Annotated in this window: 18 protein-coding genes and 4 pseudogenes; 15 read left to right on the plus strand and 7 right to left on the minus strand. The window is 65.4% G+C overall.

All coding sequences use genetic code 11. The annotated features are described in order from the left end of the window. Positions 1-62 precede the first annotated feature (62 nt). Complete coding sequence (locus JOF57_RS24695; protein ID WP_209921340.1) at positions 63-698, minus strand: TetR/AcrR family transcriptional regulator; 636 nt, start codon at positions 696-698, stop codon at positions 63-65. Positions 699-773: 75 nt separating this feature from the next. Continuing rightward, a pseudogene (locus tag JOF57_RS24700) lies at positions 774-2,160 on the minus strand (ISL3 family transposase). A gap of 126 nt (positions 2,161-2,286) precedes the next feature. Between JOF57_RS24700 and JOF57_RS24705 the strand changes: the two are divergent. Continuing rightward, positions 2,287-2,862, plus strand: a complete 576-nt coding sequence (locus tag JOF57_RS24705) for a TetR/AcrR family transcriptional regulator (protein WP_209921343.1) — start codon at positions 2,287-2,289, stop codon at positions 2,860-2,862. A gap of 11 nt (positions 2,863-2,873) precedes the next feature. Further along, a complete protein-coding gene (locus JOF57_RS24710) occupies positions 2,874-5,030 on the plus strand; it encodes an FUSC family protein (protein WP_209921346.1) in 2,157 nt (718 codons plus the stop codon). A gap of 7 nt (positions 5,031-5,037) precedes the next feature. Here the strand turns inward: JOF57_RS24710 and JOF57_RS24715 are convergent, their stop codons facing one another. Further along, the gene (locus tag JOF57_RS24715) at positions 5,038-6,024 is read right to left on the minus strand and encodes a pirin family protein (RefSeq protein ID WP_209921349.1); all 987 of its coding nucleotides are present in this window, start codon (positions 6,022-6,024) and stop codon (positions 5,038-5,040) included. Between the two features lie 81 nt (positions 6,025-6,105). Continuing rightward, positions 6,106-7,788 carry a phosphoenolpyruvate--protein phosphotransferase gene (ptsP, locus tag JOF57_RS24720; RefSeq protein WP_209921352.1) on the minus strand — a complete coding sequence of 561 codons (1,683 nt, stop codon included), beginning with the start codon at positions 7,786-7,788 and terminating at the stop codon, positions 6,106-6,108. 68 nt (positions 7,789-7,856) lie between these two features. Here ptsP and JOF57_RS24725 point away from each other — a divergent pair, with 68 nt between their 5' ends. Further along, the gene (locus JOF57_RS24725) at positions 7,857-8,114 is read left to right on the plus strand and encodes an HPr family phosphocarrier protein (protein WP_209921354.1); all 258 of its coding nucleotides are present in this window, start codon (positions 7,857-7,859) and stop codon (positions 8,112-8,114) included. Between the two features lie 3 nt (positions 8,115-8,117). On the opposite strand, the gene JOF57_RS24730 is transcribed toward JOF57_RS24725, so the two are convergent. The 3 genes from JOF57_RS24730 to JOF57_RS24740 are packed head-to-tail and all read right to left on the minus strand — an operon-like array spanning position 8,118 to position 9,946. Further along, positions 8,118-8,696, minus strand: coding sequence for a hypothetical protein (locus JOF57_RS24730; RefSeq protein WP_209921356.1), 579 nt, complete (start codon positions 8,694-8,696; stop codon positions 8,118-8,120). 52 nt (positions 8,697-8,748) lie between these two features. Further along, positions 8,749-9,069, minus strand: coding sequence for an ESX-1 secretion-associated protein (locus tag JOF57_RS24735; RefSeq protein ID WP_273544743.1), 321 nt, complete (start codon positions 9,067-9,069; stop codon positions 8,749-8,751). Continuing rightward, the gene (locus tag JOF57_RS24740) at positions 9,062-9,946 is read right to left on the minus strand and encodes an EspA/EspE family type VII secretion system effector (protein ID WP_209921370.1); all 885 of its coding nucleotides are present in this window, start codon (positions 9,944-9,946) and stop codon (positions 9,062-9,064) included. The genes JOF57_RS24735 and JOF57_RS24740 overlap by 8 nt, the downstream gene beginning before the upstream one ends. Before the next feature lie 133 nt (positions 9,947-10,079). Here JOF57_RS24740 and JOF57_RS24745 point away from each other — a divergent pair, with 133 nt between their 5' ends. From JOF57_RS24745 to JOF57_RS24800, 12 genes and pseudogenes are all read left to right on the plus strand, one after another. Continuing rightward, positions 10,080-10,520: a hypothetical protein gene (locus tag JOF57_RS24745; RefSeq protein WP_209921373.1), complete on the plus strand. Its 441-nt coding sequence runs from the start codon at positions 10,080-10,082 to the stop codon at positions 10,518-10,520. After that, the gene (locus JOF57_RS24750) at positions 10,517-10,993 is read left to right on the plus strand and encodes a hypothetical protein (RefSeq protein WP_209921375.1); all 477 of its coding nucleotides are present in this window, start codon (positions 10,517-10,519) and stop codon (positions 10,991-10,993) included. The genes JOF57_RS24745 and JOF57_RS24750 overlap by 4 nt, the downstream gene beginning before the upstream one ends. Positions 10,994-11,214: 221 nt before the next feature. Further along, positions 11,215-12,564, plus strand: coding sequence for a type VII secretion-associated serine protease mycosin (gene mycP / locus JOF57_RS24755; RefSeq protein WP_209921378.1), 1,350 nt, complete (start codon positions 11,215-11,217; stop codon positions 12,562-12,564). After that, positions 12,561-13,958, plus strand: a complete 1,398-nt coding sequence (gene eccE / locus JOF57_RS24760; protein WP_273544744.1) for a type VII secretion protein EccE — start codon at positions 12,561-12,563, stop codon at positions 13,956-13,958. Before mycP ends, eccE begins: the two co-directional genes overlap by 4 nt. A 49-nt stretch (positions 13,959-14,007) precedes the next feature. Continuing rightward, entirely contained in the window at positions 14,008-14,346 is a 339-nt protein-coding gene (locus JOF57_RS24765) for a YbaB/EbfC family nucleoid-associated protein (RefSeq protein WP_209921381.1), read from the plus strand. 22 nt (positions 14,347-14,368) lie between these two features. Continuing rightward, complete coding sequence (locus tag JOF57_RS24770) at positions 14,369-14,950, plus strand: hypothetical protein (protein WP_209921384.1); 582 nt, start codon at positions 14,369-14,371, stop codon at positions 14,948-14,950. Positions 14,951-15,111: 161 nt separating this feature from the next. Next, positions 15,112-15,741 (plus strand): hypothetical protein, encoded by a 630-nt coding sequence (locus tag JOF57_RS24775; protein WP_307870097.1) that lies wholly within the window; start codon positions 15,112-15,114, stop codon positions 15,739-15,741. Positions 15,742-15,836: 95 nt separating this feature from the next. Beyond that, a complete protein-coding gene (locus tag JOF57_RS24780) occupies positions 15,837-16,574 on the plus strand; it encodes an EspA/EspE family type VII secretion system effector (protein WP_209921389.1) in 738 nt (245 codons plus the stop codon). Between the two features lie 34 nt (positions 16,575-16,608). Next, on the plus strand, positions 16,609-16,926 hold the full coding sequence (locus JOF57_RS24785; RefSeq protein WP_209921392.1) for an ESX-1 secretion-associated protein: 318 nt from the start codon (positions 16,609-16,611) through the stop codon (positions 16,924-16,926). Between the two features lie 275 nt (positions 16,927-17,201). Next, positions 17,202-18,308: pseudogene (locus JOF57_RS24790) on the plus strand (IS1634 family transposase); the annotation flags it as partial. Between the two features lie 54 nt (positions 18,309-18,362). After that, positions 18,363-19,749: pseudogene (locus tag JOF57_RS24795) on the plus strand (ISL3 family transposase). 9 nt (positions 19,750-19,758) lie between these two features. Further along, positions 19,759-20,298, plus strand: a pseudogene (locus tag JOF57_RS24800) (IS1634 family transposase); the annotation flags it as partial. Positions 20,299-20,362: the final 64 nt, after the last annotated feature.

Genomic DNA, 20,362 nt, shown 5'->3' on the forward strand with positions numbered 1-20,362 from the left:
ATGCTACCGAAGAACTTAGCCAAGCTATACGGATATGTGGGGCACCTCACGGCACCGCCGCGTCAATCGCGCAACTGCCAGAGCTTGTTCGCCATCAGCAGTTCGAACTTGTCGACGATGACCGCGACCTCGTCACGCTGCCCCACGTAACCGGCGTAAAAGCCCATCCCCCACATCACCGCCACCAGCATCTCCACGATCGCCGGGATGTCGGTGTCGGTGCTCAACTCGCCGCCCGCGATCGCCTCGTCGACCGCCCACTTGACGAACTCGCGCGAGCTACGCAATGCGTCGTGCTCCTCGGAGACCAGCTCGGGATGGCGCTGCGCTTCCAGCACCGAGGTCACCAGAAACGCCGCCGCCGACCGGTCGGTGGACTCGGCATCCATCGCCGCGGCGAAAAACGTCGAAATCCGGTTCAGCAGGGTGGTGGCCTCCCGGGCCTTGGCAATGCCGGAGGCGATCACCTTGGCGTTGGTCTGCTCGACGACATCGCGGTACAGAACACGTTTGCTACTGAAGTAGTGGTTGATGGCCGGACGGGTCAGGTCGGCGCGAATCGCGATTGCCTGAAACGTAGCTGCGTCGTAGCCAAGTTCGCTGAAAACTTCACGGGCAGCACGCACAATGCGTTCACGAGTCTCCGCCGCCTTTGCTGCGGGCGGGCGTCCCGGTCCTCGGCTCGCTGTGTGGGCCACACCCAAATTGTGCCACACGTCACCCGGGAGTCCCGTTGGCGTCAGGTTTGCGTGCGTTAAATGGGCTCTTCCGACTTAGCAGGGGCGGAGCCTGGTTCTGGATGGCGCTCGCCGTGATTGGCGGGTGCAGGCCCACCGTACGCGGCGGCGTTGGTTGTCCGGTGTTCTGAATCCGAACGCGATTCGGCCGACGTGTTTGACGATTCTGTTGTAGCCCTCGCTGCGGGCGTTGGACAGCCCGGTGGTGATGGCCAGGATCATCGGTTCCTGCCACGCGGAGATGGTTTCGGCGAGCTTGACGATCTCGGGTACCGAGCACGCCGCGCAGAACGTGTAGAACCGGTACAGCGCGTCGCCGATCTCGTAGCGCAGACCGCCACGGTCGGTGCAGGCCAGCACATCTCGCAGCAGTTCCTTGGCGATCCAGGCCGCCGCGATGTCCCCGTTGGGGTCTGCGCAGGTCAGTTTCTCGAACAGCGTGTGGCGTTGATCGTCGGTCAGCCGTTCGGCGGCGCGCAGCAGCCGGCGGCGGTTGATCCACTCCGGATCGCTCTTGTGCCCGCGGCGTCCGCGGTAGGTCTGGGTGACGCGGCGGCGAACCCGATCGACCATCTCGTTGGCCTTCTTCACGAGATGAAAGCGATCCACGATCAGCTTCGCGTGCGGCAACGCCTCGCGGGCGGCCTTGGCGTAGGCCCCCGACATGTCGATCGCGACGAACTCGATCCCGTCCCTCCACGCCTGCTCGCGCTGGGTCAGCCAGTCGGTCACCGGCCGCGCGGCACGCCCGTTGACCTGGACCAGCAACCCGCCGGCGCCGGTGATGTCGACCAGGCCGCTGTCCCAGCGGTCCACCCACGCCCGGGCCCCGGTCTCCGGGCAGGTCTCCCACTTGGCCTTCCCGCGGCGGGTCTCATCGATGCCCAGCACCCGCACCGGGGGCGGTTCACCGGCCAGGACCGGATCCGCGGTGGCGATCACCGCGTCATGGCAGGTGTTCCAGCTACAGCCATACGCGGCGGCGACGGCCTTGACCGAGCGGTCGTCGTCGAGGACCGCCAGGGCCATCTCCGCCTTGGCTCGCACCGTCACCCGAGCCCGCGGCGGGATCGACGGCGTCGACTCAGTGAATGACCTGCGTTCGCAGGAGGTGTTGGTGCACAACCATTTCCGCTTTCGCCACATGATCAGCGGCCGGTCCGCACCGATCTTGATGTCCCGGGGCCGAGTCGTGACCCAACCCCTCGACCGCGACGATCTGGTTCGGCAGTCCGGGCAGATCCCGACCCACTCGAGCGCTGTGCCCACCTCAACGATGCGGACATCGCCGTCATCGACTTGCACGGACTCCACGGTGATGCCGTCGAGTCCAAGCAGCAGGGAACCACTATTGTCAGACATGCTCGCGCCTTTGCTCTGGATGCGTAGAGAACACCCAGTTGACAAGGGCGCGAGCCCTCAATCAGTCACCGACACGAACCCAATCGGTCACACCAGACCCCCATCAAGTCGGAAGAGCCGTTAAATGCGGCTGACCAGCAAAGCCCCACCGTGCCCGAAAAGTGACGACGAACTAGCGTTGTCCTCCATGGCGGGGGTTGTTTCACGGGAGTCGTACTTCGAAACGGGTCTGGATGTGTTGTCCGAGCTCGGGTACGGCGGGCTCAAACTGGCCGAGGTGTGCAACCGGCTGGGCGTGACAACCGGGTCGTTCTATCACTACTTCCCCAACTGGGCGGCCTACACCCGGGAACTGATCGCGCACTGGCGCGAGGCCCGCACCCTGCGGGTGGTCGAGGCGGTACGTGCCGATCACGATCCGCACCACCGGATCGAGACCCTGATCAGTGAGACGCTGGCCCTGCCGCACAGTGCCGAGGCCGCCATCCGGGTCTGGAGCTCGCTGGACCCCGATGTCCACCGGGTGCAAGCCGAGGTCGATCAATTGCGCTTCGACATCCTTTACGAATCGGCGCTGGAGATCATCGGCGATGAGCACAACGCCCGGTACTTCGCGGCCTGGGGCGTGTACTTGACCGTCGGATTCGAACAGAGCACCCTGCCTCGTGACACCGAGGCCCTTGAGTGGATCACCTCGCAAATGCGCGACGCGCTGGAATCGGGCCGGTTCTCTCCGGCCGCCGGATCGGACCAACCGGTCTAACATCGGCGAACATGCTGACCCCGGCCGAGATCTGGCACCGGGCAGCTGACCGCCTTGGTGACTCGCTACGCGCCAGGGACCCGGAATACGACGCGCTGCGCCGCGCGCTGCGGGCCGGCATCGTCCTGCCCGTCGCCGCCGCGGTCGGCTTCGCCGTTGGCGGTGATTCCCAGACGCCGCTGTTCGCCATCTTCGGCGCGGTCTCCCTGCTCATCACCGCAGATTTCCCCGGCAACCGGCCGGCCCGGGCCCTGGCGTACGGCGGCCTGGCCGTCAACGGCGTGGTGTTGATCGTGCTGGGCACGGTGCTGGCCCCATATCCCTGGCTGAGTGTGGCCGCGATGTTCGTCGTCGGCATGGTGGTGACGTTCTCCGGCGTGCTCAGCGAGATCGTCGCCGCGGGACAGCGCGCCACCCTGCTGCTGTTCGTGCTGCCGCTGTGCACACCCGTCGGCCCCATCCCCGACCGGCTGCTGGGCTGGCTGATCGCGCTGGTGATCTGCGTGCCTGCCGCACTGTTCCTGTTCCGGCCCCGCCACCACGACGAGCTGCGCCGCTACTCGGCCCGCGTCTGCCGGCTACTGGCCGACCGGCTCGAAGGCCGGGCCTCGGCCCGCGAGGTCACCCGCGCGATGAACGCGCTCTACGAAAGCTTTCTCGGGGTCGACTACCGGCCCGTCGGGCTCACCGCGGGCAGCCGCGCGCTGGTGCGCGTCGTCGACGACCTGGGCTGGATCTGCGACCAGGTCAGCGACGACACCGGGGAACTGCTCGGCGAAATGCGCGACCCCGCAGTGCGCGTCCTGCGCGACAGCGCCGCGCTGCTGCGGACCAGCGATCGGGGCGAGCGTGCCGCGCGCGGAGCCGACCTGCGCGCAGTACTGGCCGAACAGCGCACGGTGGCCCAGGGCGGCTACCGCGACGACATCATTGCGATCCTGGGCACGGCAGAGGACGCAGCCGCGGTCGACCTCGGCCGCGGACTGCTGATCCGGCGCACCATCTCGGCCACCATCGCCGTCACCGGTCGGGTGATCGGCAACGCCGCACTGGCCGATGCGCGGCCGGTGTGGGCCCGGGTGCTGGGCCGGCGGCTACCCGAAACCGGTGCCGCCGACTGGGTGATGCCCGAGACGCTGGCTGTCGCCGCAATCGCCAAGGGCCTGGTGGCCACCCGCGCGGTGGTGCTGCGCAACAGCCTGCGGACCGCCCTGGGACTGGCCGTCGCGGTGGCCGTCACGCATCTGTTCCCGGTGCAGCACGGATTCTGGGTGGTGCTGGGCGCGATGTCGGTGCTCCGCAGCAGCGCCCTGACCACCGGGACACGCGTGCTGCGGGCGGTGGCCGGCACCGCGATCGGGTTCGTGCTGGGCGCGGTGCTCATCGAGTTCGTCGGGGTGGACCCCGTGATCTTGTGGATCCTGTTGCCGCTCGTGGCATTCGGCTCGGCGTACGTGCCCGAGGTCGGCTCGTTCATCGCCGGGCAGGCCGCCTTCACCATGATGGTGCTGATCAACTTCAACCTGATCGTGCCGACCGGTTGGCGGGTGGGGCTGATCCGGGTCGAGGATGTCGTGCTCGGCGCACTGGTGGGGATTGTGATGTCACTGCTGTTGTGGCCGCGGGGTGCGACGGCGTCGGTGTCGAAGGCCATCGATCAGGCCCGCGGAGTGGGCGCACAGTTCCTCAACGCGGCTGTGCTGCGGGTGACCCGCGGCGCCTCCGAGGAGGCCACGGACCGCGTCATCGCCCTGAGTCACGACGGACTTTCGGCCTCGCGAACCCTCGATGATGCTGTCCGTCAATATCTTTCGGAAAACGGTGGGCCGACCGACCAACGTGCACCGGTGGTGCGCGCGGCCAACCGGGCCAACCGGGTGCGGGCCGCCGCCGAGCTGATCGCCGACGTCGTACCGCCGCCGCTGGGTGTCTACCCCAGCACCCGGGCGGTGATCGAGGAGCACGCCGGGGCCATCTGCGCCCGGCTCACCGGTGCCGACACCACTTCGGTGTTGGTGCCGATCGGGGAGAGTTTCGTGATGTCGTTGCGGGCCGAGGCAGGTGGAACCGACCTGGCCGTCTCCGCGGCCCTGCCGTTGGTGACGGCCGCCGCACACCTCGGCGAGCTGGAGTTGCTCTACCCCCAGCCCGCCGAATCGGTCGGTTAGCCCCCGATCAGTTCAGGGGACGGTGCGGCATCAGCGCATTCGGCGGGATCTGGCCGAACTTGCCCGCCTGGTAATCCTCCAGCGCCTGGATGAGCTCGGACTTCGAGTTCATCACGAACGGGCCGTAGTGGAAGACCGGCTCCCGAATCGGCTGGCCGCCCAGCAACAGAACCTCCATCGCGGGCCGGTGCGATTCCTGAGTTCCCTCGGCCGACACCGTGATCCGGTCACCGGGGCCGAGCACCGCGAGCTGTCCCTGATGGATCGGGTGGCCCAACGGTCCGACGCTGCCGCGTCCGCTCAGTACGTACACCAGTGCGTTGAAGTCGCGGTTCCACGGCAGGTTGAGCTGCGCGCCCGGTTCGATCGTGGCGTGCGCCAAGGTGATCGGGGTGTGCGTCGTTCCAGGACCGCGTCCTGGTCCGTCTTCGCTCTCGACCTCGCCGGCGATGATCCGGACCAAGGCTCCGCCGTCTTGCGAGGACAGCAGCTTGGCGTCGGGGCCCTCGATGGCCTGATAGCGCGGGGTGGCGAACTTGTCCTTCTTGGGCAGGTTCACCCACAGCTGGACACCGTGGAAGGTGCCACCGCTTTCGACCAGTTCGGCCGGCGGGGTCTCGATGTGCAGGATGCCCGATCCGGCGGTCATCCACTGAGTGGCGCCGTCGGTGATCAGGCCACCACCACCATGCGAATCCTGGTGGGCGAAGCGGCCGTCGATCATGTAGGTGACGGTCTCGAATCCGCGGTGCGGGTGCCAATCGGTACCCCGCGGTTCGCCGGGCTGGTATTCCACCTCACCCATCTGATCCATGTGGACGAACGGGTCGAGGTCGGCGTCGCTCACTCCGGCGAATGCGCGCACGACGGGGAATCCCTCACCCTCGAATCCACGGGGGCCGCTCGTGATGGAGCGGACCGGGCGCTCGGTGTCCGACGCCTGAGCTGCCGCGATGCGGGGCAAGGTCAAGGTGTCTGCGGTAATAGCTGGCATCTCCCACCTCCTGGGTATGTCGATCTGATACCCGCTATAACCGGACTGCGGTCCGATTATTCCCGTGGGGTGTGCTCACCGTCAGAGGCGGGCCAGCGCAGCCTCGCGGGCCTCCGCAGCTGTCGCCGTGCCGAGCACCGCCTCGGCGGCGGCGCGGCACTGCTCCAACGTCACCTGCGCGAGCTTCGCGCCCACTGCGGAGGCGGCCGCCGGCGCCATCGACAACGACGTCACCCCGAGTCCGACCAGCACCGCGGCCAGCAGCGGATCGGCGGCCGCCTCGCCACACACCCCGACCGGCTTGCCCACCGCCGCCCCGGCCCGGGCCGCCATCTCCACCAGCACCAGCACCGCCGGCTGCCACGGATCGGTGAGGGCGGCCAGGTCAGCCGACATCCGATCGGCGGCCATCGTGTACTGCGCGAGGTCGTTGGTGCCGATCGACAGGAAGTCGACGTGTTCCAGGATCTTGTCGGCCAAGAGCGCCGCGGCCGGCACCTCGATCATTACGCCAGGGGTGAGTCCGTGCGAACGTGCTTTGGCGGCAAAGCTTTTCGCCTCGGCAGCGGTGGCGATCATGGGGGCCATCACCCATGGCGGGTTGCCGGTTGTCTCGGCAGCCGCGCCGATCGATTCGAGTTGGCGGTCCAGCAGGCCGGGATTGCCCTCGGCGATGCGGATACCACGCACGCCGAGTGCCGGGTTGGCCTCGTCGGGGTGGCCCGCGAACTTCAGCGGCTTGTCCGAGCCCGCATCGAGGGTGCGCACCACCACCACCTTGGCGCCGGCGAACGCGTCGAGCACCTCGCCGTAGATCTTGGCCTGTTCCTCGACGGTCGGCTCGATGTCGCGGTCGAGAAAGCACAGCTCGGTGCGGAACAGCCCGACGCCCTCAGCTGGGGTGTCGCGGGCAGCTCTGGCGGCCGCACCGTCCTGCACGTTGGCCAGGATCGCGACGGCGTGACCGTCTGCCGTCGCACCCGGGCCGGTCCACCGCCGGGCAGCGAGAGCGTCTTTTTGGGCGGCAGCCATGGCGTCCGCGGCGGCCGAGGCGTCGGGGTCGGCGGTCAGGGTGCCCGCGGTGCCGTCGAGCAGAACCATGGCGCCGGCGGCGACGGCGCCGAGCCCACTGATCGCCACGACGCACGGGATGCCGAGCTGGCGCGCGATGATCGCGGTGTGGCTCGTCGGCCCGCCCAGCGTGGTGGCCAGACCGACGACTAACTGCGGGTCCAGGCCTGCGGTATCGGCCGGCGCCAAGTCCTCGGCACACAAGATCGACGGGACTTCCGGTAGCGGCACACCCGGTTCGGGCAGTCCGGACAGTTCGGCGATGACCCGGTCGCGGATATCGCGTAGGTCGGTGACACGCTCGGCCATCAGCCCGCCGAGCTGCGTGAACAGGTCCACGAACTGATCGACGGCCTCGGTCACGGCGCGAACCGCCGGGGTACCCGCGGCGATGCGTTTGTCGGCGGCCCCCAGCCAGGCCCGGTCCTGGGCCAGCGTCGCGGTGGCGGCCAGGACTTCCGAGGCGGCACCCGTGGCGTGGGCGGCCCGGTCCCTGAGCCGGGTGGCGACTGCCGTCACCGCCGCCGCGAACCGCCCCGCCTCGGCCGGCCGGTCTGCCTCGTCGGTATCGCCGGCAGGAACCTGAATCTCCGGAAGCGTGCTGACCCGGATCACGGGTGCGTACTGCACACCCGGAACCACCGGAACCCCGCGCAGAACAACCGGCGGCGTGGCCGGAGTTGTCGAGGTCATACGGCACAGGTTACAAATGCGATTGCCGTGCCCGCAGCAATCGGCGCCGCCGTTTCAAGGAGAGATATATGCCCAGCAGGACTGTCGCTGTCGGCTCGGCCATCGGACTACACGCGCGGCCGGCCGCATTGATCGCCGATGCGGTGGTGACCGCCGGGGTGCCGGTCACCCTGTCCATCGACGGCGGCGAGCCGGTCGACGCGGGCTCGGCGCTGATGATCATGACGCTGGGGGCGGGCAAGGGTGCTCAGGTGACCGTGGAATCTGACGACGCCGAGGCGTTGGCGACCGTGTCCGGGTTGGTGGAGCAGGATTTGGACTCGTAGGGCCTACCGGTCTGCGTGCCGCGCGATGAGCGCGAGTTCAGCCTCGCCGGCCTGCTCCGGAGTCGCGTACGGCATATTCGTCTCGACGAAGGCCCGAGCTTCGTGGAAGTCCATACCCTGCTCGACGAGCATGTCCACCACCCCGATGTGCATTACCGCTGTTGCGCGCTTGGCGGCCACCCCTGCCACGAAACGGATTTCGTCAGCCAACTCAGCCTCGGCCAGCATGGTCACCCTCGGATCCAGGTCCACCTGGGCGACGGAGCCGTCGAGGTAAGCCGTGACCGTTACGGTGCCCGGCGGGTTGATGGCTTGCACCACCGGGATCTCCTCTTGGTCTTCGGGCTCAGCTTCGCCATCGATAGGACCGAAGCCGTCCTCCTCGTCCTCTTCGACTTCGTAGTTGGCGTAGTCATTAACCGCGTCGAGACCTACGCCGCGATCATCGCCATGATCGGCGCAGTCCGCCGAGTAATCCGGGACAGCGTCGAGTCCTGATGCATCGTCGTCGAATTCGGGGATATGGATGTCGAGCGCGTCGAGGCCGTCGGCGTCCCAGTCGTCAGAACTGTTAGGCGTCACTTGTCAGTCCTACCCCATCGCGGCCTGCCGACCGACAATCCGTCGGTGACCCTCACCGAGGATGCATCTCCTTGTCAATGTCTGCGGCGGCCTGATAGTCCGTCTGATCGTATTGGGAGGCAGCGACAGTCATCTTCTCCGCCAGATCCTGCGAGACGGTCGCCATTGCCGCGCATGCGCCATCTCGCACCATGTTTGCAGCCTCCAGGGCGGCGATACTCGCCGCACAAATCGGACCGTGGTTTATGACCATGGAGGCGCTGACCCCGTCGGTGACTGAGGCCGTCAGCTCGATAGCCGCCTTTGCCCTGCTCTGACCGTCGGACAAGCCTCGAACATGTGCTGTGGTTACTCCCAGTGTGCCATCAGACATCGATTGACCCCGTCCCAGTACCTGTCGCCGAGCCTCCGGACGGAGACCACGGCTTCGAAGTTGTGTTTCCGCCCGGCGGCGACATGAATGCTGGCGGTGCTCCAGAGGGCTTGGCACCTGCCGCGACTTCTCGGTAATCACCAGCGGCTTGCACAAATTTCATCGCATTTTGCGCCGCTAGACCAAACATTGCCGTCGTCGCTGTTTGTGCGATCGGCAGCATTCCTGCGACTGCACCTATCTCGAACGCCATCTGGTTAGCCGGGCCTGTCGGCGGAATTTTCCCGATAACAATCGCTACGGGGATACAGATGGTCAGTGACATTGCGGTCATCTCGAGGACCATGCGTGTGCGCTTGATCTGTTGCGCCTCGTTGGCGATTATTTCTTGGACGCTAGTGTCGATCTTGCTCATCCTCGCCGCACGTTCCTGCTGTCGCTCATTCTGGTCGGTGTAAGAATCCGATCCACCGCCATACCACTGCTCGGTAGGCGTTAGCTGCTTCAGTCCGTCCGCGATCGCCGTGAAATTGCGAGCGCCGCTCGCGAACCGGTCGCCAGTTTCGGGTTCTTCGACCCCGCACGCCAATTGCATCCCATTGATGGCCAAGAGAGCTGCGCCGATGATGGGTGTACCAATACCCTTCATTTTGCCCGCCGCATTGTAGGAACCGAAACCGGTGGAAATGCCCTTGCCTTTTTCAAGAGCAAACTCACCGATCATCTGGGCGCCACCGACGGCGTCTGTTCCGAGACCCGCCCGGGCTAGAAACGCGTCCCCGTCATCCGTAGCGTTTCTCGCTCGCCAGTGTTCAGAAAGACCTTTTCCAGCGAAGCCGATCTCGATGACCTTCTTGGCCTGCTCCAGCTTGCTCATTGGCCCCCTATCTCCATTGCCGCACAACTTTATCAACGCGGTCACGGGTGTCAGCGCACCGATTTTTGGGCGTTGGTGCGCCGCCCACTGCCGGTGGGCGGTTTGGACGATGCGCCCTGACTACACTGCGATGATGCTGGTTCTGGGGGGAGGGTTTGTACCGCTCGCCATACGTACCTGGCCGGACACTCCTGAAGAAGCGTTGGTCCGTGCGATCGGCGTATCGACGTTGGTGGGACTGATGATCCTGGCCACATGGTGGAGCTTTCGGTGGTTCAACAAGAATCGGCCGCGGGCCTACCGGCGACGCCTTGAGAAGGAATCGGCCGAATTCCGCGCCCGCTGGCCTCAGGAACAGCTGGTTCTCGCACCGTACGTCGAGTTGGACAAGGAAGCGCAACGGTGTTGGCAGCTGACCCTCCTGCTGGAGGGCTACAACCTCGACAGTCCTGGCAGCGAGGAAACGTTCAATGATATTGCCGCCGTGCGTCACTGGACAGCCACTGTGGTGGAGGGAATGAACGTGGCAGCTGCCAGAGACCAACAGGCCGCCATTGGACGTGATTCCGTTTGACAACACTCGCCGATTTCGATCTCGGGTTGTTCATTTCCTTCCTTCACGGTTCCATCGCGTCCTTCGTTACCGGACTGGTGGCCGTGATCGGCAGTGCGGTCTTCTTCTTTGGCGTCGATTGGCTGAGCACAAAGGCGACGTATAGGAAGCTCGCCGAGTTGTATACCCATTCGTCAGCGTTCTGGGCGCGCTGGCCGGGGGACCGGCTTTGGGTGGCGCCTTACGGAGAGTTGGCTGCTGAGGCAGACAGATGCGAGCAACTGATTGGAAACGTGGGTTCCAAATCCCTGTACGTAGGTATGAAGAAGGGCCCCACGGGGAAGCAGCGAGCCAAAGACCTACGCGCTGAGTTCCAGCGGCAACTCGACCGCGAGGTCGCGACGTACCAGGGCCTGCGCTCCGCAGTCCACAACGCCATGAACTATGCCGTCAGCCAGGGTCGGGGTCCGCAGGCTCCGCCCTACAACGGGTGACCCCCTTGTACTCGCGCGATCCAGCCTCAAGATTGCGAGCACAAAGCGTCACGAGCACAAAGCGTTATCAGCCCCACCCGGACACCCTTATGATTGCCTGCGTGCAGATAGCCGGACGGCTTGACGTGAGACGATGCGTTTCTGAACAGACCGGATATTGTTTGCTGAAAGTGCATCAGCACACTGCAGACATGTCCGATGTCATTGGGGGAGTGTGAGGCGTGCAGCGCTTAGTCGTGATGCTGCTGGCAGTTTTGTTGGCCCTATTCAGTGCGCCTCCGGCGTTCGCGATCGATCCGCCGGCGATCGATGCCGCGGCCGTTCCGCCTGATGAAACCGGCCCCGACCAGCCGACCGAGCAGCGCAAGATCTGCGCGGCGCCGACGGTCATGCCGAATTCGAACTTCGCCGACAAGCCCTGGGCAGCGGACTACCTGAAGCTGGCCGAGGCGCAGAAGTTCGCAACCGGCGCCGGCGTAACTGTCGCGGTGATCGACACCGGGGTCAACGGTTCACCCCGGGTTCCGGCCGAGCCCGGCGGCGACTTCGTCGACGCCGGCGGCAACGGGATGTCGGACTGCGACGCCCACGGAACCCTGACCGCGTCGATCATCGCCGGACGCCCGTCCCCCACGGACGGATTCGTCGGTGTGGCCCCCGATGCGCGACTGATTTCGCTGCGTCAGACGTCGGTGGCGTTCCAGCCCAAGGGTTCGCGCCAGGATCCCAACGACCCGAATTCCACCCAGACCGCAGGCTCGATCCGCAGCTTGGCCCGCTCGGTGGTGCACGCGGCCAACCTGGGCGCGCAGGTGATCAACATCAGTGAGGCCGCCTGCTACAAGGTGACCCGCCGGATCGATGAGACCAGCCTGGGCGCAGCCATCAACTACGCCGTGAACGTCAAGGGCGCGGTGATCGTGGTGGCCGCCGGCAACACCGGCCAGGACTGCACCCAGAACCCACCGCCGGACCAGTCGCTTCCGGCCGATGCCCGCGGCTGGAAGGGCGTGCAGACGGTCGTCAGCCCGGCCTGGTACGACCCGCTGGTGCTCACGGTCGGCAGCGTCAGCCAGAACGGTCAGCCGAGCAACTTCTCGATGTCGGGCCCGTGGTTGGGGGCGGCGGCTCCTGGCGAGAACCTCACTGCGCTCGGCTATGAGGGCCAGCCCATCAACGCCACCCCTGGTGAGGACGGCCCGGTGCCGCTGAACGGCACGTCGTTCTCGGCCGCTTTCGTCTCCGGTCTGGCGGCGTTGGTCAAGCAGCGCTTCCCGGATCTGACCCCGGCCCAGGTGATCAACCGGATCACCGCCACCGCACGGCATCCCGGGGGCGGCGTCGACAACTACGTCGGTGCCGGCGTGGTCGATCCGGTCGCCGCACTGACCTGGGAGGTCCCCGAGGGTCCGGAGAAGGCGCCGTTCCGCGTCAAGGAAGTGCCGCCGCCGGTGTACATCCCGCCGCCAGACCGCGGCCCGATCACCGGTGTGGTGGTCGCCGGGGCCGCGCTGGCCCTGATTCTCGGGATCGCGGCGATGACCCGACGCGCATTGCGGCGGCGCCAATGAACTTCCTGCAAAGGCATTTCGGGTTCCGCTTCACCACCGGGCACGCCATCTGGGCGGCCACGCTGATCCCGGCGTGCATCGCGATATGTATGCACTTCAACCTGCTGTGGCTGGGGATCACGCTGTCGGTGCTGATCGCGATCTTCTCGGTGCTCACCATCCGCGGGTACCGGCTGACCGGTTGGGTCCGGGCAATCTTCTCCTGGCGCCGTCGCCACCGCAGTACCCCCGATGCGCCGTCGGAACCTGCGGTCGGCGCCACCGTGATGCCCGGCGATCACGTCGCGGTGCGCTGGCAGGGTGACTACCTGGTCGCGGTGATCGAGCTGGTGCCAAGGCCTTTCACCCCGACGGTGATCGTCAACGGCGGCGCCGTCTCCGACGACACCGTCAGCACCAAGCTGGTTGAGAAGCTGCTCGCGGCGCACTGCCCCGACCTGGAGGCCGACATCGTCTCGGCCGGCTATCGGGTCGGCAAGACCGCACCCGCGAGCCTGGTGGCCCTCTACGAGCAGGTGGTGGGCCCGTACCCGGCACCGGCCAACCGGCGCACCTGGATTGTGATCCGCGCCAACCCGGAGGAGACCCGACGCTCGGCTCAGCGACGCGACAGCGGGGTGTCCGGGCTGGCCCGGTACCTGGTGTCGTCGGCCACCCGTATCGCAGACCAGTTGGCCAGCAACGGGATTGACGCGCAGTGCTCGCGCAGCTTCGATGATTACGACAAGGCCACCGAGATCTCCTTCGAGAAGGAAACCTGGTCGTTGATCAAGGGCCGCAGCACCTTTACCGCGGCCTACAACGCTCCCGGCGGCCCAGACGTCTGGTGGTCGGCGCGGGCCGACCACACCGCCACCTGTGTGCGGGTCCGCCCCGGGGCGGCACCGACAACGACGGTGCTGTTGACCACGCTGTCCAATCCGACTACGCCGCGCGGGTTTTCCTGCCTATACGGCGGTCAGCGGGCGGCCCTTCAAGGCCTCACCCCTGTGACCGACAAACACCATGACCTGCCGATCGGTTCAGCCGGGGTGCTCGTCGGTGAGACTTCGGACCGCTACCCGGTGTACATGCCGTTCGACAACGTCGACGTCAGCATCAACCTCGGCGACGCGCGCCTGTTCACCCAGTTCGTCATCCGCTCCGCGGCATCCGGCGCCGTGGTGACCCTCGGGCCCCAGTACCGCGAATTCGCCACGATGATCAACGGCCGCGTCGGCCGCGTGCCGCGTGTGGCATGGCCGAACTCGACGACGTACCTCGGCCCGCATCAGGGCGTCGGCCGAGTGATCATGCGGCCCAACTTCATTGACACACCACGGCACCGGCAGCTACCCATCACGTTGATCAATCCGCGTGAGGAGAGCCGTTACCAGATGGCGCTGGAACAATGACATCAAGCTTGCTGGGAGAGGGGTCCCAGAAGGGTGGGAGGGAACAGGTATGACAGAGGAGATGCATCCGCAGGTCGCAGCGGTCCTGCGCCAGGCGCAGCAGCTGCAGTCCCTCATGGACGACCAGCTGCACAAGATGAACACCGAAACCTTCACGGCTGCAGATGAAGCCAAGAGCGTCGAAGTCACGCTCAACGGACACCATCACCTGATCGACGTGTACATCAAGGACGGATTGCTGCGGTTGGGTGCTTCAGCCGTCGAACAACGCCTCAACGAGGCGATCCAGAAGGCCACCGCCGCAGCGACCACATCCATCGAAGCCGATCGGGAACGGCTCGATGCGATGGTCGCGGAGTTGACGGCCGATGGGCAGCAGCCCCGCTGAGGGCTATAGACGAGGGCACACGATGATGGATCAAACGCCACCGGGCGACGACGACTGGGGTGAAAATCTGCCCGACCTGGAGTTTCCTTCAACGAACGAAGACGACCCGTCAGGCCTCGACGCTTTGGGCGACTACGTACCGCATATGGACGAGGGTATTTCGACTCTCGACGCGTTAGGCGAGTACGTCAGCGTCGAAGCCCCGGCCGAGGACATCGATGACTTCGCCGAAATACCGTCGCTGGCATCTCAGGACGACGAAGAGCCTGACAGGGTGCCGCTGTTTTCGGCGACGAATCCGCCTGGATCGATCACCGTGACGGCGTACATGAATGGTTCGGTTCAGCAAGTCGAGCTGTCGCCGCTTGTCACCAAGCTGACCGAATCGCAACTCGCGCACGAGATTCGCGACCTGGCGGCGATCGCGACCGAGAAGGCCCGCGCCGGCCAGTATGTCTATCTTCTGTATACAGCGGTCCAGCAAGTCGGTGACGGCCCCGCTGTACGCAACCTGCTGACCAACACCCTGGGCCTGCCGACGCCCGAGCAGGCCGCCGAAACCGAGGCGGCATTTCTCCGAAATTATGTCCGCAACCAGTCCTGATCTCAGCGATCCGACTCAGAATCGATGCCGCCGCGTGTGGGTGAGGTAGGGCTATGGGGAGAAAATTCGCGCTAGCCCTCGTCGGCGGTGTCGTAGCAGCGTGCCTGTGGTGGGCATTCGTCACGTTTCGGCACGGTAATTTCCTGACCGCGGTCCTGTCGGTGGGCCTCGCTGCCTGGTGGTCCATCGCCGCTGCCTTGCAGTTCGTCTTACCCACTGCAGCCGGTTACGCAGCCTGTGACGGCTCCGCTACCACGATTCGGCCCGACCGACGGCTGGACCGATTAATGCTGGTCGCCACCGTAGGAGGCGTTCCGATCTTGGGACTCTGCGCAGTTTTGAGCTGGCTGAACAGACTTGAACTCCCCGTCGTCTCACTGGGTTCTTACCGCGGCACCCCGGCCTGGGTTCCGCTCGCATTCGCTGCCGTGACGGGTGTGTGGATTGTTTTCCTGGGACTGATCGTGCGACTTCGCGGCATCGGCTACATCCGTTTGAGCCTCGATACGTTCGAGTTTGCCGAAGCCTTTCGTAGAACCCAAGTGGGCCGATGGTCGGATGTGATCGACATCAACGAGACCGCGCCGGCAGATCGCGTTCAGGCCACCTGTCCGCTGACGCTGGTGATGGAGGACGGGCACACGTACCTGCTCGACAACTACGCCATGTACAGCCGGGCACTCTACGAGGTGATCCGCTTCTACTGGTTACATCCGGAAAATCGGGTTGAGCTGGCCGATGAACGCGCGATTCAACGGTTCTATGACACGCAGTCCGCCGCCGGACCATGACCGGTGTCCGGATCTGCAGACATCGAAATTGGTGCGCCCCGTAGGCCGTTGACGTTGATAGGGTCGCTGATGACTGATGAATTGGGTGACAACATATGGGTGACTTTGGCGACATCTACGACGCAGCGAACAACTGGTACAGCGGTTACGGGCACGTCAAAGGCGTCGGTGGTGGCGATGCCGGGTATAGCTTCGCCGGTCTCGGCGCGAACGTCATCAGCGGCGCACAGGAGTTCGCTAAACAAGGCGCCAAGCAGTTGGACAATGCCAAGTTTCTCGCTGCAGCCACGACAAGGATCATCGCGGCCGGCTTGAGGGCCATGACGATCATGAGCAATATGACCGGGTTTGAGGGTCCCGAGGGAGGCGACCGCTACTCCAATGGCGCGGAAGCAGTCAGCAGGGTCGCTTCGGCGTTGGAGAAAACCCAGCCCCCGGGCAGTTGGCAAGGCGACAGCTCGGATGCCTACGCAGATCGAAACGATGAGCAGAGGCAGCGTGCAGAGTCGATGGCCGAGACCGACCGGGAGGTGCAAGCAGCCCTGGACGCCGAGGCCGGACAGATCGCCGACACCCGGCAACAGATCGACCATCAAATGACGGAGTTGACCCTGGCGATACCTTTCGCTCTCGCCGCACGAGCCTGGAATGTGCCGCCCGGCTCCGGAATGATTGCCTCACTGGCCATCGAGTCGGCCGCCTTTGCCAAGACTGTGCCCATTGCAACCCAGCGCATGTACCGCATGGCCTCCGACTCGGCCCACAATGCAACCCTGATCCGGCGGGCCGGCGCCACCTACGACCGCATCGCATCGGAAGCTCAAGCTCAGTGACATCCGACCGCAACGTCACAGAACGGACAGGCCGATGAGCGGCGAACTACAGGTAACAACGGCAGACCTGCGGAAACTCTCCGAGCAGCAACAGCAAGTCGCCTCCGGCATCACTGCGGCGGGGCAAGCCGTCAATGGAACGACACCGTTGGTCATTGCCACCCACGGTCCGGTTTGCGCACCGACCATCGCAGCGATAGGCGCAGCCGGCGCATCGCGTGATGCCGCGGTGGCGGCCATGCAGCAGGTGTCTACATCACTGGCCGAGAAGCTGGGTATCGCGTCGGCTCACTACGACCGCACCGATCAGACCAAGGCAGGCCAACTCGACGGCCAGATGCACGGACGTTGACCGCCGGTGTGGGGGCGGCCCCGGGGCTCAACGAGGCAAGCCAAAAACCACAGCCGCTTCCACGACGTCCGTTCGCACGCCGTACACCGCGTGAATTACTCAGCGAGCAACGGTAGTCCGCGAACCAGATTACTCAGGCGGAAAAGGACTCGTGTACAACGAAACTCGCCTGACTTAGGACACGGTGTGGGGATTTTCCGATTGGCAGCGCTGTGACCTGGTTGTTTGGGTAATAGAGTGTGCTGTTTGGGGTACTAGGCCGGTAGGTTCAGGCGGTGGCGTACGTGCGGAAAGTGCGCACGACCTCCGGCGCGGTCGCGGTGCAGGTCGCGCGCAAGGACAGCGGCCGAGTGGTGATTCTGGCCCATCTTGGTTCCGCACATACTGATGCTGAACTGGGCATTCTGCTGGAGCAGGCGCGGCAGATCGTCGCTGGTGGCCAGCACGCCCTCGATATCGAGGTGGCCGCACGAGCTCAGTTGCTGACCGATGTTGGCGACTATCGGGTGCCGGCGCTGGTGGACGTGCCGCAGCCCAAGTCCGCCCCGCTGGCACCGCCCGGCCGAACGACGGCCACCCATTCTCGACTGCTCTACGACGTGATCGGCGGGGTCTATGACTGGCTGGGCTTTGACGATGTCGCCGATCGGGTGTTCCGGGATCTGGTGATCGCCCGGATAGTGGAGCCGACCAGCAAGCTCGACGCCAACCGGGTGTTGACCGATCTGGGCGTAAATACGGTGTCCTACCGCACAATTCAACGTCACCTCGACCAGATGGGGGCGGGCAAGTATCGGGATCTGATCGCCGAGAAGTGCTTTGCCTATGCCACCGACTGCGGCGGCCTGAGCCTGCTCCTTTATGACGTGACGACCCTGTACTTCGAGGCCGAGTCCGAGGATGACCTGCGCAAGGTTGGCTACTCCAAAGAGCGCCGGGTCGATCCGCAGATCGTGGTGGGCCTGCTGGTGGACCGGACCGGGTTCCCACTGGAAATCGGCTGCTACGAAGGCAATACCGCTGAAACGACCACCATCGTCCCGATCGTCAAAGGCTTCCTCGAACGCCACAGGTTGGACGGCACTCCGATGGTCGTGGCTGCTGATGCCGGCATGCTCTCAGCAACCAACCTCAACGCCCTCGACGAGCTCGGATTGTCGTTCATCGTCGGCTCCCGCTCCACCAAGGCTCCTGGGGATCTGGAATCCCATTTCCATTGGAACGGTGATGTTTTCGCCGACGGGCAGATCATCGACACTGTTACACCGCGGCACGGCAACGCGAAAGTCAACAACACCGCGCTGCGGGCTGAACCGGTCTGGGATCCCCAGGCCCATCCGGGTGCGTGGCGGTCGATCTGGGCATACTCGGCCAAACGGGCTCTTCCGACTTGATGGGGGTCTGGTGTGACCGATTGGGTTCGTGTCGGTGACTGATTGAGGGCTCGCGCCCTTGTCAACTGGGTGTTCTCTACGCATCCAGAGCAAAGGCGCGAGCATGTCTGACAATAGTGGTTCCCTGCTGCTTGGACTCGACGGCATCACCGTGGAGTCCGTGCAAGTCGATGACGGCGATGTCCGCATCGTTGAGGTGGGCACAGCGCTCGAGTGGGTCGGGATCTGCCCGGACTGCCGAACCAGATCGTCGCGGTCGAGGGGTTGGGTCACGACTCGGCCCCGGGACATCAAGATCGGTGCGGACCGGCCGCTGATCATGTGGCGAAAGCGGAAATGGTTGTGCACCAACACCTCCTGCGAACGCAGGTCATTCACTGAGTCGACGCCGTCGATCCCGCCGCGGGCTCGGGTGACGGTGCGAGCCAAGGCGGAGATGGCCCTGGCGGTCCTCGACGACGACCGCTCGGTCAAGGCCGTCGCCGCCGCGTATGGCTGTAGCTGGAACACCTGCCATGACGCGGTGATCGCCACCGCGGATCCGGTCCTGGCCGGTGAACCGCCCCCGGTGCGGGTGCTGGGCATCGATGAGACCCGCCGCGGGAAGGCCAAGTGGGAGACCTGCCCGGAGACCGGGGCCCGGGCGTGGGTGGACCGCTGGGACAGCGGCCTGGTCGACATCACCGGCGCCGGCGGGTTGCTGGTCCAGGTCAACGGGCGTGCCGCGCGGCCGGTGACCGACTGGCTGACCCAGCGCGAGCAGGCGTGGAGGGACGGGATCGAGTTCGTCGCGATCGACATGTCGGGGGCCTACGCCAAGGCCGCCCGCGAGGCGTTGCCGCACGCGAAGCTGATCGTGGATCGCTTTCATCTCGTGAAGAAGGCCAACGAGATGGTCGATCGGGTTCGCCGCCGCGTCACCCAGACCTACCGCGGACGCCGCGGGCACAAGAGCGATCCGGAGTGGATCAACCGCCGCCGGCTGCTGCGCGCCGCCGAACGGCTGACCGACGATCAACGCCACACGCTGTTCGAGAAACTGACCTGCGCAGACCCCAACGGGGACATCGCGGCGGCCTGGATCGCCAAGGAACTGCTGCGAGATGTGCTGGCCTGCACCGACCGTGGCGGTCTGCGCTACGAGATCGGCGACGCGCTGTACCGGTTCTACACGTTCTGCGCGGCGTGCTCGGTACCCGAGATCGTCAAGCTCGCCGAAACCATCTCCGCGTGGCAGGAACCGATGATCCTGGCCATCACCACCGGGCTGTCCAACGCCCGCAGCGAGGGCTACAACAGAATCGTCAAACACGTCGGCCGAATCGCGTTCGGATTCAGAACACCGGACAACCAACGCCGCCGCGTACGGTGGGCCTGCACCCGCCAATCACGGCGAGCGCCATCCAGAACCAGGCTCCGCCCCTGCTAAGTCGGAAGAGCCGCCAAACGGGCACGGCGTGACCAGAAGACCCTGGCCGCCCAAGAGGCCCGCGCCCGCGCCATCATCGAGGGCGAAAAGAAGGTCAAATCAGCACGATTCGTCAAAATCCGCGGCGATGACCGCAGTTTTGATGAGGCCAGCCTGGCTCGCGCGCAATCCCTGGTCGGACTCAAGGGCTACGTCACCAACGTGCCGGGGGAATTGATGCCGGCCGGCGAGGTGATCGCCAAGTACCACGACCTGTGGCACGTCGAGAAATCGTTTCGAATGTCCAAAAGCGACCTCCGTGCCCGGCCGATGTTTCACTACACCCGCGACGCCATCGAGGCGCACCTGACCATCGTGTTTACCGCCCTGGCTGTCTCCCACGCCATCCAGGCACGTACCGGGCTGTCCATCGGCAAGGTCGTCAAGCAGCTCCGGCCGCTGCGCAGCGCCACCATCAGCATCAACGGTGCCATCCAGACCTTCCCACCGGAAGTCCCCACCGCCCAACGCGAAATCCTGGCCCACCTCGGTATCAAACCGGGGTACTAGGCCAAATGTCCTAAGTCAGGCCGTACACCGCGTGAATTACTCAGCGAGCAACGGTAGTCCGCGA

It is taken from the genome of Mycolicibacterium lutetiense (assembly GCF_017876775.1).
Classification (GTDB): Bacteria; Actinomycetota; Actinomycetes; order Mycobacteriales; family Mycobacteriaceae; genus Mycobacterium; species Mycobacterium lutetiense.